Source organism: Steroidobacter gossypii, from assembly GCF_016801985.1.
GTDB classification, from domain to species: domain Bacteria; phylum Pseudomonadota; class Gammaproteobacteria; order Steroidobacterales; family Steroidobacteraceae; genus Steroidobacter; species Steroidobacter gossypii.
Genome location: NZ_JAEVLS010000003.1, coordinates 28,230 through 45,963, shown reverse-complemented (window position 1 = coordinate 45,963; position 17,734 = coordinate 28,230). Strand labels below are relative to the sequence as shown.

Here is a 17,734-nt window from a genome sequence, read left to right as displayed (position 1 = left end):
CGAAATTGAGGTCGCGTTCGAAAATACCGGAAGCAACGCAGCCCTGCTAGTTCTGTGCCACGCAAATGCGCTCGGGTTTTCCGATGTCGCAAAAATCTGTGAGCGGATGCGTGTCGCGTCGAACGCGAATTGCAGGGAAGGTCTGATTGCTCGGAAAAACGAGCGCCCGGGGACGGAAAGACTCACCCGCTCCTCGACGAACGGGTGAGTCGCAAGCTTGAACTCGTTCAGTGATCGCTGCCGGTGGGACGGCGTTCTTCGACCGCCGCGAGACGACCATCGTCGGCGTTGCCGTACAGCACATACGGCTTGCTCTCTCCGAGGATGACCTGCTCGTCGACCACCACTTTCTGAACGTTCCGCAGCGACGGCAATTCATACATGGTTTCGAGCAACACATTCTCGAGAATGGTGCGCAGGCCGCGCGCGCCGGTCTTACGCTGCATGGCCTTTTTCGCCACTGCCTTGAGCGCGTCGGTACGGAACTCCAGCTCCACGCCTTCCATGTCGAACAGCTTGCGATACTGCTTGCTGAGCGCGTTCTTGGGCTCGAGCAGGATCGACACCAGCGCCGCTTCGTCCAGCTCGTCCAGGGTCGCGACCACCGGCAGGCGGCCGACGAATTCCGGGATCAGGCCGAACTTGATCAGATCCTCGGGCTCCACATCGTGGAACACGTCCGAGCCGTGCGGACGCTCGCTGGTCTGACGCACATCGGCGGTGAAGCCGATGCCGGTCTTTTGCGTGCGGTTCATGATGATCTTTTCCAGACCCGCGAACGCGCCACCGCAAATGAACAGAATGTTGCTGGTGTCCACCTGCAGGAATTCCTGCTGCGGATGTTTGCGGCCGCCCTGCGGCGGCACCGAGGCGATCGTGCCTTCGATGAGCTTCAGCAGCGCCTGCTGCACGCCCTCGCCGGACACATCGCGCGTGATCGACGGGTTGTCGGACTTGCGCGAGATCTTGTCGATTTCGTCGATGTAGACGATACCGGTCTGCGCCTTCTCGACGTCGTAGTCGCACTTTTGCAGCAGCTTCTGGATGATGTTCTCGACGTCCTCGCCGACGTAACCCGCTTCGGTCAGCGTGGTGGCGTCCGCGATGGTGAACGGAACATTCAGCAGCCGCGCCAGGGTCTCGGCCAGCAACGTCTTGCCGCAGCCGGTCGGGCCGATCAGCAGGATGTTGCTCTTGGCGAGCTCGACTTCGTCCTTGGCGCGGGCCTCGGAAGTCTTGGTCTGCAGACGTTTGTAGTGATTGTAGACGGCGACCGACAGCACCTTCTTGGCGCGCGGCTGACCGATCACATACTCGTCCAGGACCTTTTTGATCTCATGGGGGCGCGGCAGTTTGTCGCGCGTGCGCTCGGCGCGTTCTTCGAGCTCTTCACGAATGATGTCGTTACAGAGCTCCACGCACTCGTCGCAGACGAACACGGACGGGCCGGCGATGAGCTTGCGCACTTCGTGTTGGCTCTTGCCGCAGAAGGAGCAATACAGGAGCTTGCCGTCGTCGTGTTTGCCGCGGGAATCGTCGGACATGCATTACCCTCGAAAGCCAAGGCGAATCAACCACTTCACAGTTGCTCATCAAGTCCCCGCCGAACCTTGTGGATCCTTTGGGGCCGCCCCGGCGTGTTACGAAATCGCGTCACGGTCGCGACACTATTGCGTCCGGGCTATATAGCACGCACCGCCGTCCGCCTGCAAAGACGCCCTTTTGGGCGTTTTTGCAGGCTCGGCCCCTGGTCGCAGCGGCAGGGAAAACCCTACTCGCCCCAAGGGCTTGAGACAGTGGCTCGAGCCCGGATACGCAGACCTTCATGAGGTCGTGCGCGAGGTCCTTCAATGGGCCTCGCCAGCAGGCTTGAGTTCAGCGGCTGTTGGCTGCCGCCGCCAGCGCCGGCTCGCCCCGCTTTTCCATCACGCGGTCGATCAAACCGTATTCCACCGCCGCCTCGCCGCCCATGAAGTTGTCGCGATCGGTGTCCTTGCTGATGCGCTCGACCGTCTGGCCGGTGTGCTTGGACAAGATACGGTTCAGACGCTCGCGAGTTTCCAACACTTCGCGGGCGTGGATGTCGATGTCCGAGGCCTGGCCCTGAAAGCCCGCCAGCGGCTGGTGAATCATCATCCGGGAGTGCGGCAGAGCGTAGCGCTTGCCCTTGGCGCCGCCCGCCAGCAGCACCGCGCCCATGCTGGCCGCCTGGCCCACGCACATGGTGCTCACGTCCGGCTTGATGAACTGCATGGTGTCGTAGATCGACAGGCCGGCGGACACCGAGCCGCCCGGCGAATTGATATACAACGAAATGTCTTTGTCCGGATTCTCCGATTCCAGGAACAGCAGCTGCGCCACCACCAGGTTGGCCATGTGGTCCTCGATCGGGCCCACGATGAAGATCACGCGTTCTTTCAGCAGCCGCGAGTAGATGTCGTATGCGCGTTCGCCGCGAGCGGTCTGCTCGACGACCATCGGGACTAGATTCATGGTGGCCATCTGTGAGTGCTGATCTCGAAGATTTCAGGAGTGGGCGATGTGTGTGGGGGCTAGTTTAGAAGAGGCAAGTGCTCTCGCACTAGCAAACCCCGACACCCGCGCCCGCTCGCCCGATTACCGGTGTCAGGCGCCGAAATTCATGATTTCCTTGAAAGTCGACGGCTTGTCGCTGACCTGGGCGCGCTGCGTGAGCCAGTCGATCACTTGATCTTCCAGCACCGCCGCTTCCATCTGTCGACGGAATTGCGGGTTGGCGCGGAACTGCTGCATGGCCTGAGCCTGGTCCGGATACTGCGCGGCCAGCTCTTCGAAGCGCGTCTGCACCTGGGCCTGATCGACCTGGATGTTAGCCGTGCGAATGATCTCGCCGATCAACAGCGACAGCGCCACTCGACGGCGGGCGGTGTCCTGGAACCCTTCCGGCGGCGGCACCTGCGAGGCGTCGCGAGCACCCATACGACGGGCTGCGTCGAGCTGCAGTTCGCGCACCTGGGCGTCCACCATGGACTTGGGCAGCTCGATCGGATTGGCGGCCAGCAGGCCGTCGAGGATCTGCTTCTTGACGCGCGCCTTGATGGCCTCGCCCAGCTCGCGCTCCATGTTTTCTTGCACTTCGCTGCGCAGGCGCTCGATGCCGCCCTCTTCCACGCCGTACACCTTGGCGAACTCGTCATCCAGCTCGGGCAGCTGGCGCTCTTCGACCTTGTGCACGGTGATGGCGAATTTGGCCTGTTTGCCGGCCAGGTTGGCGGCGTAGTTCTCGGGGAAGGTCAGTTCGATGTCCTTCTTGTCGCCGGCCTTCGCGCCGCGCAGCCCGGCTTCGAAATCGGCCAGCATGCGCCCGGCGCCGAGATCGATCGCGTAGTTTTCCGCCTTACCACCTTCGAACGGCGTGCCGTCGATGGTGCCTTCGAAATCGATGGTGACTCGGTCCGTGTCGCGCGCTTCGCGCTCCACGACCTGATAGGTCGGCCGCTGTTCGCGCAGGTTCTGAATCATCGCGTCCACATCGCCGGTACTGACGGTGGCGGCAGGACGCTCGACGCTCAGGCTCTCCACGCCCTTCACCTCGATCTGCGGCAGCACCTCGAAAATGGCGCGGTATTTGAGGTCCGAGCCCTGCTCCAGGTTGATCGGCTCGATGCGCGGGCCGCCGGCTGGTGTCAGTTTTTCCTGCACGACGGCTTCGTTGAACGTGCTCTGCATGACGTCGCCCAGCACTTCCTGGCGGACCTGCTGGCCGAACTGCTGGCGCACCACCTTGACCGGCACTTTGCCGGGGCGGAAGCCCTTCAGACGCACGGTGCGGCTCATGCGCTGCAGCCGCTCGTCGACGGCCTTTTCGACGCGCTCGGCCGGAACCTGCACTTCCATCCGGCGCTCCAGGGCCCCGGTCGATTCAACTGAAACCTGCATGGTCGAAACCTGCCTCAAGTCACGAATGAGTAATGTCTGCCCTGCGCGATGGTGCGAAAGGAGGGACTCGAACCCTCACGGGGTTACCCACTGGAACCTAAATCCAGCGCGTCTACCAGTTCCGCCACTTTCGCGGGTCCCCCAGCCCTGCCCCCCACACATATATATGAGTTTAGGGACTGGAATTGCCGGCCTCCCTCGCGGGGCCGCGGAGTATACCCGAGCAGCCCTGGGCATTCGAGAACGACGATAAACGGCGGTTCCGTGACCTTTTTGGGAGGTTTCGGGTGGGATTGGAGCCTATGTGGCATTGGCGTCGGTGCTCGCGGCGCCCGGGGCGGACTATGTCCCCCGGCGCCGCTGCACTCGCGGCGCGTCGCCGTCGCTCGCGGGCTGCTTCTACGTCCGTGTAGCGCTATGGGTCAACGTCCATGTTGATCCGCTTCGCCGGGAGGGCATAGTCCGCCCCGGTCGTCGCCGATCGTAGCTGTCTGGCGAGGCGTCGGCCATCGCCGCGATACCCGCACTCCTAGCAGGCGTCGCGATCATCATCAAACAACGGAGGCGTTATGAGATGAGCTACGACGCTCGCAAGTTCTCCTTGAAGAAATCGATCGTTCGCTTCCACGCCAGCGCAGCCGCCTCTTTGTTATATCTCGGCGTCGTGTCGTTGTTGAAGCCGTGCTGAGTGCCGGGATAGATGTACGCTTGATACTTCACACCCGCCTCCTTCAACGCAGCTTCCGACGCCGGCCACGCTGCATTGATCCGCTCATCCGTTTCGGCAAACTGCAGAAGCAGCGGCGCCTTGATCTTGCCAGCCTCCTCCACCGCCGGTGGACTCCCGTAGAAGGGTACCGCTGCCGCGAGATCCGGCACGCGAGCGGCGAGAAAGTTGGCCACGCCGCCGCCATAGCAGAAGCCCACGACGCCGACCTTCCCAGTGCCCTCGGGCAGTTCCTTCAGATATGAAACCGCCGCGATGAAATCTTCGCGCGTCTTAGCCTGATCCAATTTCTGGAACAGCTCGCGCGCCTTATCTTCATCGCCAGGATAGCCACCGAGAGGAAACAACGCATCCGGCGCGAAGGCAATGAAGTTCTCTAATGCCACACGTCGAGCCACGTCCTCAATGTGAGGATTCAGTCCGCGGTTCTCGTGCACCACCAGAACGGTCGGCAACTTGCCCTTCGCCGTCGCAGGCTTCACGAGATAGCCACGCAACTTTCCATACCCCGGCGCAGGAATCTCCACGTACTCGCCTTTGATTCGCGCATCCGTTGGCGCAACCTGCTGGGCTTCGGCGAACTTGGGATTGAGCGCATCGAGAATGGCCGCGCCACTCATGCCCACAACGGCATACGCTGAAGCGCGATCGATGAATTCGCGACGCGAGATCGCGCCATGCACGTACTTGTCGAAGAGCTTGAATACTTCCGGAGGGAATCGTTGTGCTTCGTTGTTGCTCATATTGCCTTCTGGGTGCCTGTGATGCGAACTCGAGAACGCCGACGTTCCATCCGCGAGGGGCGCGGGCGACGATCTATAGCACAGTTCCAGCTCGGGCTGCCGCCCGCGCATTTTTCTCGCAGCGAACGACGACGCCGAGCGAAAAGATGATCAGTTCCTGATGACGATTGGCAGAACTGCCCGACGACCGGCGGGTTGCCCGATCAGATCAACGCACGCGCCCCTGCGGCCGCAATTCCCAGCAAGGCAAGCGCCGAGAGGGCCAACTTGCCGAGCAGCGAGCCGACGCTCACGGTGGGTGTCGCCTCCAATTGCGGACGGCGTTCGGCGGCGGCTTCCTCGCAGGCTTCCAGCCGGAATTTATGTACATACCCGTCCATGGGTACGACGCTGCGAGACTCGCGGGGTGCAGTCGTTTGAGAAAGCAGCTGCATACGGGTGGCCTTCGGCGAAGAAGTCCCTCGGAGTTTACCCGCCGCGAGGTTATCCGATCAGTCGCGTGGCGGTTTCATTCCGGTCACAGCCCTTGCATTCACCGACAGGGGTCAGTCCTCGACAACGACGTGGGATCCCACCGCGCCCCGTTGCCAGTAGCCTGCGGCCTTCACCCAGCGCTTGTCGAACCCACGCTTCTCCATCAGGTAGCGCCGAATCGCGCGCGCTGCCTGCGTCTCGGTGGCGGCCCAGGCAAAACAGCCTTCCTTCACGATGGGCAGATCGTTGAGCGCTCCGATCAATCCCTCCCCTGCCCCCGCCTGAGCGGATTGATTTCGCGGCACCCACACGATCTGCAGATTGGCGCGGCTCGACATGTGCAACTCAAACCCTGGCGCGACTTCGGCGACGACCATCGCACAAGTGTTTGCGGGCAATTCCTCCAACCGACGAGCGATCGCAGGCAATGCGGTCTCGTCACCAATGAGCAGATGCAGTCCGATTCCGTCGGTCGAGATGATCGAGGAACCACGTGGCCCGCCCACACCGAGCACACTGCCCGGCCCGGCGTTGACCGCCCAAGTCGTCGCCGGCCCGTCTTCATGAATGAAGAAGTCGATCACGAGCTCGCCCTTCTCGGCATCGAATCGGCGCGGTGTGAAATCGCGCATGATCTTTTCGCCTGCGCCCTCGGTGCCCGGCAAGGAAAGATTCAACCGGCCGTCCGCCGTGGGAAAGAACAGTTTCACGTGATCGTCGAACCCGAGTGACGTGAACCCGCGCAATTCCTCGCTCTGAAGCGTGATGCGCTTTATCTGCGGCGCGATTGTCTCGACCTTCGCAACGGTGGCTCGCCTCAAGCGCAGTTCGTGGCGCACGCGAGTGATGTTTGGAACGTCAGTCATTGCTCGAACCCTGTGATATTTCTTCGGCGGCCGTCTCGATGATCCTGCGTACGCGCTCGATCTCTTCATCGCTCCAACCGCCGCGATGAAACAGCAGCGACGCTTTGAGCGTGTGCATCGCATGCAGCACATCATCCGGCGGCATGTCGCCGGTCGCCGCGCGTGCTGCCATTTCCATACGCTTGCGCACGCTGGTCAGCATCGCTTCGTTCTCGCGCAGATAGCGCCGACCTTCCTCGGTGATCTCGAACAGGCGCTTGTTGCCTTCGCTCGTGGATGAACGGATGTGCCCGAGCTCTTCCAGCAGGGTCAGCGTCGGGTACACCGAACCCGGGCTGGGCGCATAAGCGCCGCCGAACTTCTGTTCCAGATCCTTGATCAGCTCGTAACCGTGGCGCTGCTTCTCTTCTATCATCGACAGCAAGATCAGCCGCAGATCGCCGGGCCCGAACCTGCGTCCGCCGCCCCCGCCGCCCCGACCGAAACCACCGCGGCCCATGGGGCCGCCACCGAACATCCCCCGAAACGAATGGCCGCCTCCGCGTCCGCCGCAGTGGTGATGCCTCCCGAGCCCGTGGCTCAAGTGGCCCCGAAACATCCTGTGGAACATGTGCTTAGCCTTTGAGTACTCTTTAGTGCGCTACGAACGATATATCGGTTCGATACATCTTTCAACACACGACCAGGGCGTAGGCCCTCGGCCCCTGGGCCCTGGGTGCTGGGCCCTGGCGCTGGCGCCGGCGCTGAATGGACTCGCACCCGTCGTCGATGAGCCCATTTTGTTCGCGTTTGCCGGGCGGCACTTGGTCGAGAGCGAGCGAGACGTGGGCGTCGTTGGATCCGGGCTGCGACTGACGGGATTGCTATCTGTCCTCGCGTCATCGGCCGCCGTCGGGGCGCTGCGCTTCGGGCCGCTTGTGGCAATATCGCGCTGCCGGTCACTCCGAATCGGGCACCGTTGTCTTCCCTGCTACTGAACCAACACTCGCCGAGCCGCACGCGCTCGCACGCGACTGCTGAATGCTGACCGACCCCACGTTTTATTTGCTCGCGATACCCGCCGTGATCCTGCTCGGCCTGGCTAAAGGCGGATTTGCTGGCGTCGGCGCCATCGCCATGCCCTTGCTCGCGCTGCGGATTTCTCCCGTGCAAGCCGCGGCCATCCTGTTACCCGTGCTGGTCGTGCAGGACGCCGTAGGCGTGTGGGCGTTTCGAAAGAATTGGGATCGCGAGATCCTGACGCTGATGATTCCTTCCGCCGTGATCGGCATCGTCGCCGCGTACCTGCTCGCCGCCGAAGTCTCTGCAACCGCTGTACTCGCGACGCTCGGCGCGATCTCGATTGTGTTTGCGTGCTATCGACTTTGGATCTCGCGCGGCGGCCGCGTTCCGGTGTCTCGCGATGCGCCCCGCGCGTTGGGCGTCGCTCTCGGCATTGCTTCAGGATTCACATCGCAGGTCGCCCACGCCGGTCAGCCGCCGTTTCAGATGTGGGTGCTGCCGAAGAACCTGTCGCCGCAAGTGCTGGTCGGCACGACTGCGATCTTTTTCGCCGCCATCAACATCTTCAAGATCCCCGCGTATCTCGCGCTCGGCCAATTCACCCACGAGAATCTGCTGGCTGCGGCGGTACTGACACCGCTTGCGATCGCATCCACCTTGCTCGGTGTGTGGCTCGTTCGGCGCGTCAACGCGGAGCGCTTTATCACGATCATCTACGTGCTCATGATCGTCGTCGGCGTGCAGTTGCTCTACAAGGCTGCGAGCTGAACCCGCCTGACATTCGTGCCCCAACACCTATAAATGTGCCCCCTTGCCCTGCGACCGGGCCATCACGCCACGCCCGGCACCGATCTATTTTCGTTCTCATTCAGTCATTTAGGGCGGTTGCCAGCGTTTTCAGTAGCACCCGGACAGCAAGCTGGTAACATGCGCGTCCCGTCGGGGCATGGCGCAGTCTGGTAGCGCATCTGCTTTGGGAGCAGAGGGTCGCAGGTTCGAATCCTGCTGCCCCGACCATCACCTTCCCGCTGGCTTCGCGGATCGGCCTCACCGGCCAGCTGGCTGTGGGAATCGGCCTGACGCGACGCGCCCGTAGCTCAGCTGGATAGAGCATCGGCCTTCTAAGCCGGTGGTCGGGGGTTCGAGTCCCTCCGGGCGCGCCAATCTCCGCGGCTCGATGTGCTCGAACTTCTAGCGTTCGCGGAGAGTTCGTATATACTCTGCGCCCCGCCAAGCACGGGGCCCCTCGCAGGGCTCGGCAAGGCGGAAAACCACGTCGAGTGGTGGACAATGGTGGACGTAGCTCAGTTGGTAGAGCCCCGGATTGTGATTCCGGCCGTCGTGGGTTCGAGTCCCATCGTCCACCCCAAATTCAGACGGCGCTGGCCGCAACGGCCTTGGACGCCGCGCACGATTTGAAAGATCGTGGGCTGTTAGCTCAATTGGTAGAGCAGCTGACTCTTAATCAGTTGGTTATAGGTTCGAGTCCTATACGGCCCACCACTTCTCGCCTGTCGAGTTCCGCGACATAAGCTTCGCGGCGACTACGAATTAACTATTTCGATCCCTATCGCTCGACTGAAGCGTCCGACATTTTCAGCTGCGGACCTGATCGACGACCCTCGCCTTGAATCCCTCTCGGGGGCCCGCCCCCTGAACCGTGAATTCTGTGGGCGCTGAGACCATGGATCGCGGTTTTACGTGGATCTCGTTACGTTGTCGCCACTTCGTGGTGTAACCTGATACCACGAATTCGCATGGTCACACCCAGGAGGGCCACCATGAACGACCTCAAACAAGAGATCGCAACTTACAAGCGACAGTTACCGGATTTGCTCGGGCAGCAAGGAAAGTTCGTGCTCATCAAGGGAGACGAGGTCGCGGGAACGTTCGAATCGTATCAAGATGCGCCGACGGCTGGCTACCAGCGCTTTAAACTGAACTCCTTTCTGGTCAAGCAGATCACCGCGGTCGGCCGCGTCAGCAAACATTGCAAGATGAAGGCGCCGAAGTACCCCCGCCCGCCATTGGGAATTTTCTCGTCGATACCGGCGCCTCTGTAACTGTCATCGATCCCACCTTGCTTGCCCCACTCGGCCTGGCGACCACCGGAACGGTGCCATGCCACACGTCATCGACAGCGGGAGCGCCGGTGGATTGCAAACAATACGACGTGATGTTGATCATCCCCGGCCCGTCCGCGGACAGTCCGGCGTGGATCATCCCTGCCATCCCGGTTCTCGAATCGCATCTAACCAGCCAGGGAATCCACGGGCTCATCGGTCGGGACGTGCTGGATAAGGCAATCTTCGTTTACAACGGCCCGATCAACCTGTTCAGTCTCGCCTACTGACAGGCTCAGGGCCCAACCCTGAATTGCGAATATTGTCGGCACAGAGGTCATGCCGTGGGGTCTACCATGGATAGGAGCGCTGCCATGTGTGACCTCGAACAAGAGATCGCCACTTACAACCGACGCTTGCCGGAATTGCTCGCGCAACAAGGGAAGTTCGTGCTCATCAAGGGCGACGATCTCGGGGGAACTTTCGACTCCTATCAAGATGCGCTGACGGCCGGCTACCAGCGCTACAAGCTGAACTCCTTTTTGGTCAAGCGCATCACCGCCGTTGAGCGCGTGGTGTATCTCTCTCGCGGCTCGCAGAGCTCGCAACCAGCCTAAATCTCACGGACACGTTGCTCAACCCACCATCGCTTGCGGGTTCTCGGGCTCGGGCCTGCGGGCGCCTGGATGGCGTAGTCGACCACGATGCAGGTCGGCGCCTAGGGTCGCCAGCGGTCCGGATCGAAGCGCCGGAGCGCGCCGAGATCCATGCATCCGATCCCTCCATCCCAGGCGCACGGGCGTGAGCGGAAAATTCGAACGCGAGGCGTCGCATCCACATCGAAGATTGCCGCGGCACTGCAGCCCCTGTCCGACGCGCGTTAACGCGACACCCGGAGCCGCGGGTGGACTCGTCCAAACCGGCCGAAGATTGCGTCGCAATCCGCGCAGCAGGTGCGCGTACGGTCCGAATAACCTGCTCGATTGCTAGCGAATCGGTGCTTCAACGAGCGAAACGACCCTCGGGGCGAAGCCGGTCCAACGACAACCAGCTCATGTTCCCGGCAATTGATTCCCGCTCATCAGGGAGAGACCGCGACGATGAACCACTTCTGCCAGAGGTCACTGGCCGGATCCTGCAACTGCAGCTGCTGCCCGCTGCCCGAGAACTGCGGTACGCCGACACGCCTGCCACCGCCAGCAAGCGCGATGTAGTAGCTACCGTCCCCGTCTCCTGTCGGCATGAGAATGAATCGCTCGCATGCCGCTCCCGAGTAGGCCCCGAGCTGGAGTAGCGCTCCCGCATACTGGGCGCAGCCGGTAGTCTCCGCGCTGTTATTATTGATGTGGCTCTTGATCCGATACGTGCCGCTGCTGTCACTGCTGAGATGCCACTTCTGGCAGTTGTAGCTGTTGTAGGCGCCCTGGGCTACCGCCTCGCCCGCGTTACCGCTGCAGCCCCAGGAATCCCAGGAAAGGTTCGAGTTCTTGTTGGTCAACCTGTAGGTACCGTCGGCGATCGGACCCGTGCCAGTCGCGCACGCGCCCACCGTGAAGTTACGGGTCAGCGTCGGCCAGCCGTTGGAAAAAGTGAGACTGAGGATGTCGAGCTTGGGGTTGCCGTTATTGCTGCCATCGTAGTAGTGCGTAGAGACGTAGTTGCAGCTTCCTTCCCGCAGCAGGCCGAAGTGGCCGGGACCGATGTACTTGCCGGAAGTGGCGAGCACAGTGGTGCCGTCGGTGCTGTTTAAATTGCCGCCGCTCTGGTTGAGGTACGGGCCGGTAATGCTGGTCGCGCGGCCAACGACAATGCGATAGGTGCTATTCATGCCTTGGCAGCAGCTGCCGCGGTTCACGAACAGATAATAGTAATTGCCTGCTTTGACGATGTAAGGCGCTTCCCAGTCGGCGCCGTTTCCGCCGGCAATCTTCGTCGGCGTGGCTCCACTGACGATTTTGCCGGTGGACTTGTTGATCTGCACGACGGCGATGCCGCCAAACCAAGAGCCATACGACAGGTACACGTTGCCATTCGTATCGGTGAACAGCGCCGGATCGATGGCGTTGATGGCGTTGCTGGAGCCATTGGACTGCACCACCACACCCTGATCCTGCCAATTTGGGCTCGTCAGCGAAGCGGTGCGGGTCACGCCGATGGCGGAGCGCGAAGAACCGAAGGTGGAGGCCGAGTAGTACAAATAGTAGTACCCGTTCATATAGATCACATCGGGTGCCCAGAACTGGCCGGCGAAACCGGGGACCGCGGAGTTGATCCAACTGGGCCATTGGCCGCTGGGGAACACGGTGGCAGGGCCAGCTGTCCAGTGCGTCAGGTTTGTCGAATACGAGTACCAGATGCCGGCGCCCGTGGTGAAATGATAGTAAGTGCCGCCCTCCTTGATCAGGCCGGCCGGGTCGTGCGAATTGATGTTGCCGGTCAACGTGATGGCAGCAGCGGCGTTGGCGAAGAACGTGCCCACACTGAGCACCATGCTGCAGATGAGAGCTTGCCATTTCATAGCGGAATCCCCGTCCTTAGGCTCCGTAGCTGGAGTGACTCTCCACCTTGGCGCCGCCGTTGTCAAATATTTGTCTGAGTATTGCGAGACGACAAAGATCATCCCGATGAACGGCGGCGTCGGCTTGAAACGCACGCGACGATGGGACGTACGTGCGTTCCGACACAGTCGCCACTTGCGTGAGCCAACTAGGGGTCGATCAGGTCCAGCCGTTCATTGAACATTGCGTTCATGCGTGTTCGATGACAACGAGCACGTACAGCACTCGGAACGTGCTCGTCACCGCTACAAGGAAATCGCAGGCGATAACACCCCGCGCGTGGTTACGAAGGAAGGTCGACCAGCGCTGGCCTCGCCCGAGCCACCGGTCGTGGCATGTACTTCGCCACCGTGCGCGGCGACACTCGATGACCGATCTTCAGTAGCAGCTCGTTCGGAATCCGCTCCCGACCCCACACAGGATTCTCTTCTGCCATTCGTTGCGACTTACGCGCGGCGCTGATGCGAAATGCAGGCGCTTTATAGATCTCACTATAAATCCCATAAGAGGATCACGCTCCTCAACCCGAAGATTTGTGGATTCAACCAAGTAACGACGCATCAGATGCTCTACCTCTGCGCTCGTGAAGGGCGAACAAAGAGATCACTCGCCAACCATTTGATTACTCGATCGAATCGTCGTACGGAATCCGGCTCGTACGTGATATCTGTGACTTTTGCTTTTTATGATGCCTGTGTATGCGACGGCTCGATCGCCACGCAGCCGTAATTCGTCGAGGCTCCGTCGAATGGCCTCTGCGCCGGGAAAGTGTACCAATCCAACCTCCGCCTGAGCATCGATCGACTGACCCGTGCGCGCCGAGCAACGCGTGACTTACATAGGCTCGGGAAACTCCATCACGAAACGCGCCCCGCGGGCCGCATTCGCGTCGAGCGACAGGCGTCCGCCTTGCCGCTCCATGATGCACTTCGCGATTGCGAGCCCCAAGCCCGCGCCGGGGCCTGAGGCATTGGGACCGCGGCGGAACCGCTCAAACAGGGACGCAGCGGCATGCGCAGCGATTCCGGGCCCATCATCGGCAATGATCACAGCCCCAGAATCAGCGGACAGCGTGATCGACGTGCCGGCCGGGGTGTACTGAATCGCGTTCTCGATCAGATTGCGAAAGACCAGGCGCGTCAGTGTTGCATTCCCGTGCGCGGGCACGGAAGCGTCGGGCGTCGTGGCGGTCACGTAGTGCTCCGATTCGAGAGCAACAGGCGCCAGCTCCCGAGCCACGTCCAGCGCAACGGCATGAGCGTCGAACGCGGCAAACTGAAACTGTTCCTGCGAATCGAGGCGCGCAAGGCAGAGCAGCTGCTCGACGAGCCGCGCGAGCTGGTCGATCTCGAACGCAACATCGCCCAGCTGCTGCGCCGAAAAGCGGGATTCGAGCCGTGCTCGCAACGTCGCAAGCGGGGTACGCAGCTCATGCGCCGCGTTGGCGGTAAATTCCCTCTGCACGCGATAGTCCGCTTCGAGCCGATCGAGCGAGGCGTTGACTGCCTGAACCAGCGGAACGAGCTCCCGAGGAAGGTTTTTGGCATGCAACCGCTCGTCCAAACGATGTAGCGACAACATCGAGGCCTGATGCGAGACGGCACGCAAGGAGCGAAGCGATGACAGCACCGTCACGACCACAACGCTGACCACGGCGATCAGCAGCAGGGCAATCGGCCAATACAGCTCGTCCAACGCGCCGAGCATGAGCTGGGCGACCAGGCTCTCCGCATCCTCGAGATTCCGCACCACACGCACCCAATATCGGCCGTGAGGATCATCGAGTTCGAGCGCGGCAGCCATGATGCTGTTGCCCGACGACGCATCCGATTCCCGCTGCATGATGACCTGCCCAGCGCTTTTAGCGGCTGGCAGTGGCAAAAAAGGAGCAGAGAAACCGCCCGACTGCAGCACCGTGCCATCCGCGCTCAGCAATTGATAACCGTTTAATGTATCCGGTTGTGCGTAGAACTCTTGCAGGGACGGTGGCAACTCGAGACGCGGTGGGCACGTTCCCGACACGATCGACGCTCGCAGGTCCTGCACCTGGATGGCAATGCTCTGGCCTTCCAGACCCATCAGCCCGTCGCGAAATTCGGAATACAACAACACATAGCTACCGGCCAGCGCCAGCCCGACCACGATGGTCAGTCGAACGACGAGTGCTCGAAGTAGAGACGGGGCACGCATCGAGCCGCGATCAGGAGGCAAGATAGCCCAGACCGCGCAAAGTCCGGAGCGACACATCAGCGCCCGCGGCTGCGAGCTTCTTGCGCAACCTGTGCACGTGCGTCTCCACCGAATTCGCGCTGCGCTCCTGCTCGAAATCGTACAGGCATTCGGCAAGCCGCTCCTTCGAGATGACGCGTCCCTGATTGCGCAGCAGCGCTTCGAGCACAATCAGCTCCGAGCGTGTTAGATCGAGCTGCGTCTCGGCGACAGTGGCGATGCGTGCGGACGTATCGAGCTTCACGCTACCGAGCGTCAGCATGCGACCCAATGCCGCGCCCGGACGCCGCAACAGCGCGCGCAGCCGAGCGATGAGCTCCTGCATCGCGAAGGGTTTGACGAGATAGTCGTCCGCGCCACAATCCAGACCGCGCACGCGATCCTCGATCGAACCTAACGCGGTGAGAATCAGCACGGGTGTCATGTTTCCTCGGTCGCGCATCTCTTTCAGCGCGCCGAGGCCGGTGCCGTCCGGGAGCATGAGATCGAGCACGGCGGCATCGTAGTCGGCCGCTCGCCAGATCCGCAGTCCCTCGGTCGCCGAGGCCGCTGTATCAACTGCGAATCCTTGCGCCCGCATGCTCTCCGCGACGGCCTGACAGAGACGTTGGTTATCTTCGATGATGAGCAATCGCACTGGCCGATCTCAATGGACAGACTCGGCGCTCGGCTCATTCGCCGGGCGTCCAGGAGTATTCGAACCTGAGTCCGATGGTGGGCAGCGCCTCATCGAGTCCTTCGATGATGTTGACGCCGCGACGTTCGTCCCATTCATAACCGTTGGCGTTCTCGCGACCGTAGACGTTCAGGATGTCCAGGTAAGCAACCAGGCTCAGCGGGCCGAAGCGGCGCTGGTAGTCGGCGCGCAGACTCAGCGAATGATAGGCAGGCAGACGCTCGGCGTTGGTGCGCGTCAGCTCCTTCGAGTACCGCACGGGGCCTGCGCCACCCAAGACGTCGCTGTGTACGACGAACGCATCGGTGGGCCGGCCCGAAGCATATTTCCATTTCGCCGAGAATGTCCATCGATCGCTCGCCTGCCAGACGCCGACGATACCGAACGCATGCGGCCGATCCCAATCCGACGCATATTCGCCTTCGCCGAGCTTGTCATCGCGGCGGGCGCGCGAGTAGGAATAGGTCGCCGAAGCGCTCCAGCCTCGGCTCATGCGCTTGGCAAGCATCAGATCCACACCCGTCGCGGACCCCTCGCCGATGTTGGCTGCGGCGTTCGTGGTCCGATCGTCGAACACGATCAGATCGTCGAGCTTCTGATAGTACCCTTCGGCCGAAAAACGCAGATCATCGCGCAGGTGCCGGGAATAGCCCAGCACCCACTGCGTGGAGCGCTCGCTCTTCAGATCGAGATTGGATGGATCGGCCGCGATATCAAGATAACGCGGCGCTTGATAGTACACGCCACCTCCGGTCCACACTCGGGTGACCGCATCGGGTTGCCAGCTCAACAGCAGGCGCGGGGCGACGACGGACTTTCCGGAAAACCCATCGCGCTCGTAGCGCATTCCGGGCGTCCATGTGAAATCGCCGAGCGTCCAGGCGTAGTCGGCATACGCGGCGATCTGCGTCTCCGCTGCGCTCAACGTCGAGTCGTATTCCTCGGGCGTGAGCACGATGTAATGTTGTGCCGGGTCGGGGCGAAAGTCCGACTGTTCGTACACATACCGTGTCCAGTCGCCGGAGAGACGACGGTCGAAGTCGAGATCCACGCGAGCGACCCGCGCGCCGGCCGAAAAGAGTCCATCCGAGCCGAGCAACGTACTGAAATCGCTGCGCCAGCCGATCTCTGTTTCACGCTCCTTGATGCGCAGAATATTCTCGCGCACCGGCGTCGTCGCAGGTGTCGGGTCGGGACCCGCGAGATCCGGATATGCCTCGCCCTCCGTGCCTGTCGTATCGCTGTTGCGGTAATAGAACGTATTGCGAAACTGTGCGACCTCGCCGGGAGACCACCGCCACGTCACGCCAAACAATGTGCTGTCCTGCTTCGAGTCCTCGAGCCCCACGTCCTCGAAGTTTTCGGACTCGAGCGCATTCTCGACCGTTCGCTTGGAATCCTCGCCTGCGTGAATGGCCAGCAGTTCGAGGCGATGATCGTCGTTCAGGTCGGTGACGGACTTAACGATGAAATCGGTCAGGCGCTGCGTGCCGATGTCCTTCTCATCTATCGCTTCGAACAAGTTGCTGAAATCGAACTGACGCGCCGAAAGCAGCAAGCTCGTGTTATCGGCCACGTAGCTCGGCCCGTCGTAGTCCGCCTCCACTCCAATAATGTCGACGCGTGCGCCCGCCGTGGAGCTCACGGGATTGCCGTCCGCGATCTGCAACTCCAGCAACGAACCATTCCTGCCGCCCTCGGCCGCCCGCCAGCCGCCCGGAGAAAACCTGGCGCTGCCGATGATGTTCGGCGCGAAGATGGAATATCGTCCGCCGCCATCCACGGCTTCCTGCTCCCCGAACGACTCATCGAAATGCGCAACCTTATCGAAAGGAATGCCATCGATCAGGATCAGGTTGTCCCGCGGCCCGTTGCCGCGCACGGTGAAGCTCGAGAACTCACCCGTAGAGACGACGCCCGGCAGAACGTCGAGCGCTCGGAACACGTCGCCCGCGCTGCCGGGATTGCGTCGTATCTCTTCACGCTCCAGCTGCACGGTGTTCGGCGTCGCCCGCGGATCCCCAGCTGTCGCGCGCGCCGAGACAACCACTTCGGCAAGCATCTCATCGCTCCCGCGCACCAGCGCGAATTCGACGGCAGCCACTCTGCGAAGCACGACTCGTACGTCCGCCTGCACGGCTTTCACGTAGCCCTGCTCTTCCACCTCGACCGAGTACACGCCTTCCGGCACCTGATCGAACGAAAACTCTCCGGCGCTATCGGCTTCAACCGTGCCCTGAACCCGCTGATTGCGCATGAGGTGTACAGTGGCCATGGGCACCGCCCGTCCAGTCACCGAATCCACGACGCGTCCGCGAACGCCGCCCGCCGCGGCCTGTTGGGCCTGCGCCGCAAGCGAGACTGAAGCACAGAAAGTAAGAGCGACTAGCGGCAAGAATCTCTGCGGCATGGCGGGTTTCCTCGGACACTTGAAGTTCATCGGAAGCCAAGCTAGCAATCGAGTCTGTCGCGAAACTT

At 61.7% G+C, this 17,734-nt stretch carries 16 protein-coding genes and 5 tRNA genes; 8 read left to right on the top strand and 13 right to left on the bottom strand.

All coding sequences use genetic code 11. The annotated features are described in order from the left end of the window. Nucleotides 1–227: 227 nt before the first annotated feature. The 8 genes from clpX to JM946_RS14120 form a co-directional block, all read right to left on the bottom strand. Nucleotides 228–1,544, bottom strand: coding sequence for an ATP-dependent Clp protease ATP-binding subunit ClpX (clpX, locus tag JM946_RS14155; protein ID WP_116811091.1), 1,317 nt, complete (start codon nt 1,542–1,544; stop codon nt 228–230). A 331-nt stretch (nt 1,545–1,875) separates the two neighbouring features. Continuing rightward, a complete protein-coding gene (clpP, locus tag JM946_RS14150; RefSeq protein ID WP_203167951.1) occupies nt 1,876–2,502 on the bottom strand; it encodes an ATP-dependent Clp endopeptidase proteolytic subunit ClpP in 627 nt (208 codons plus the stop codon). Between the two features lie 123 nt (nt 2,503–2,625). Continuing rightward, the gene (gene tig / locus JM946_RS14145) at nt 2,626–3,918 is read right to left on the bottom strand and encodes a trigger factor (RefSeq protein WP_203167950.1); all 1,293 of its coding nucleotides are present in this window, start codon (nt 3,916–3,918) and stop codon (nt 2,626–2,628) included. Nucleotides 3,919–3,967: 49 nt separating this feature from the next. Next, nucleotides 3,968–4,052 (bottom strand) — tRNA-Leu (locus tag JM946_RS14140). A gap of 445 nt (nt 4,053–4,497) precedes the next feature. Next, nucleotides 4,498–5,388 (bottom strand): dienelactone hydrolase family protein, encoded by an 891-nt coding sequence (locus tag JM946_RS14135; protein WP_203167949.1) that lies wholly within the window; start codon nt 5,386–5,388, stop codon nt 4,498–4,500. 203 nt (nt 5,389–5,591) lie between these two features. Further along, nucleotides 5,592–5,822, bottom strand: a complete 231-nt coding sequence (locus JM946_RS14130; RefSeq protein WP_203167948.1) for a hypothetical protein — start codon at nt 5,820–5,822, stop codon at nt 5,592–5,594. 111 nt (nt 5,823–5,933) lie between these two features. Further along, on the bottom strand, nt 5,934–6,728 hold the full coding sequence (locus tag JM946_RS14125) for a siderophore-interacting protein (RefSeq protein WP_203167947.1): 795 nt from the start codon (nt 6,726–6,728) through the stop codon (nt 5,934–5,936). Continuing rightward, nucleotides 6,721–7,227 (bottom strand): PadR family transcriptional regulator, encoded by a 507-nt coding sequence (locus JM946_RS14120; RefSeq protein WP_203167946.1) that lies wholly within the window; start codon nt 7,225–7,227, stop codon nt 6,721–6,723. Before JM946_RS14120 ends, JM946_RS14125 begins: the two co-directional genes overlap by 8 nt. 521 nt (nt 7,228–7,748) lie before the next feature. On the opposite strand from JM946_RS14120, the gene JM946_RS14115 reads away from it, so the two are divergent. From JM946_RS14115 to JM946_RS14080, 8 genes are all read left to right on the top strand, one after another. Continuing rightward, the gene (locus JM946_RS14115) at nt 7,749–8,498 is read left to right on the top strand and encodes a sulfite exporter TauE/SafE family protein (RefSeq protein WP_203167945.1); all 750 of its coding nucleotides are present in this window, start codon (nt 7,749–7,751) and stop codon (nt 8,496–8,498) included. A 172-nt stretch (nt 8,499–8,670) separates the two neighbouring features. Then, a tRNA-Pro gene (locus JM946_RS14110) sits at nt 8,671–8,747 on the top strand. 69 nt (nt 8,748–8,816) lie between these two features. Then, a tRNA-Arg gene (locus JM946_RS14105) sits at nt 8,817–8,893 on the top strand. A gap of 130 nt (nt 8,894–9,023) precedes the next feature. After that, nucleotides 9,024–9,099 (top strand) — tRNA-His (locus JM946_RS14100). Nucleotides 9,100–9,157: 58 nt separating this feature from the next. Beyond that, a tRNA-Lys gene (locus JM946_RS14095) sits at nt 9,158–9,233 on the top strand. A 278-nt stretch (nt 9,234–9,511) separates the two neighbouring features. After that, nucleotides 9,512–9,793 (top strand): hypothetical protein, encoded by a 282-nt coding sequence (locus JM946_RS14090; protein ID WP_203167944.1) that lies wholly within the window; start codon nt 9,512–9,514, stop codon nt 9,791–9,793. Next, complete coding sequence (locus JM946_RS14085; RefSeq protein ID WP_203167943.1) at nt 9,721–10,083, top strand: retropepsin-like aspartic protease; 363 nt, start codon at nt 9,721–9,723, stop codon at nt 10,081–10,083. Before JM946_RS14090 ends, JM946_RS14085 begins: the two co-directional genes overlap by 73 nt. 84 nt (nt 10,084–10,167) lie before the next feature. Then, complete coding sequence (locus JM946_RS14080; protein ID WP_203167942.1) at nt 10,168–10,410, top strand: hypothetical protein; 243 nt, start codon at nt 10,168–10,170, stop codon at nt 10,408–10,410. A 464-nt stretch (nt 10,411–10,874) separates the two neighbouring features. Here the strand turns inward: JM946_RS14080 and JM946_RS14075 are convergent, their stop codons facing one another. From JM946_RS14075 to JM946_RS14060, 5 genes are all read right to left on the bottom strand, one after another. Continuing rightward, a complete protein-coding gene (locus JM946_RS14075) occupies nt 10,875–12,311 on the bottom strand; it encodes a family 43 glycosylhydrolase (protein WP_203167941.1) in 1,437 nt (478 codons plus the stop codon). A 323-nt stretch (nt 12,312–12,634) separates the two neighbouring features. Then, a complete protein-coding gene (locus JM946_RS30015) occupies nt 12,635–12,787 on the bottom strand; it encodes a hypothetical protein (RefSeq protein ID WP_218042854.1) in 153 nt (50 codons plus the stop codon). A gap of 398 nt (nt 12,788–13,185) precedes the next feature. Beyond that, complete coding sequence (locus JM946_RS14070) at nt 13,186–14,541, bottom strand: sensor histidine kinase (protein ID WP_203167940.1); 1,356 nt, start codon at nt 14,539–14,541, stop codon at nt 13,186–13,188. 10 nt (nt 14,542–14,551) lie between these two features. Next, nucleotides 14,552–15,217 (bottom strand): response regulator transcription factor, encoded by a 666-nt coding sequence (locus JM946_RS14065; RefSeq protein ID WP_203167939.1) that lies wholly within the window; start codon nt 15,215–15,217, stop codon nt 14,552–14,554. A 34-nt stretch (nt 15,218–15,251) separates the two neighbouring features. Next, nucleotides 15,252–17,666: a TonB-dependent receptor gene (locus JM946_RS14060; RefSeq protein ID WP_203167938.1), complete on the bottom strand. Its 2,415-nt coding sequence runs from the start codon at nt 17,664–17,666 to the stop codon at nt 15,252–15,254. Between the last annotated feature and the right edge of the window lie 68 nt (nt 17,667–17,734).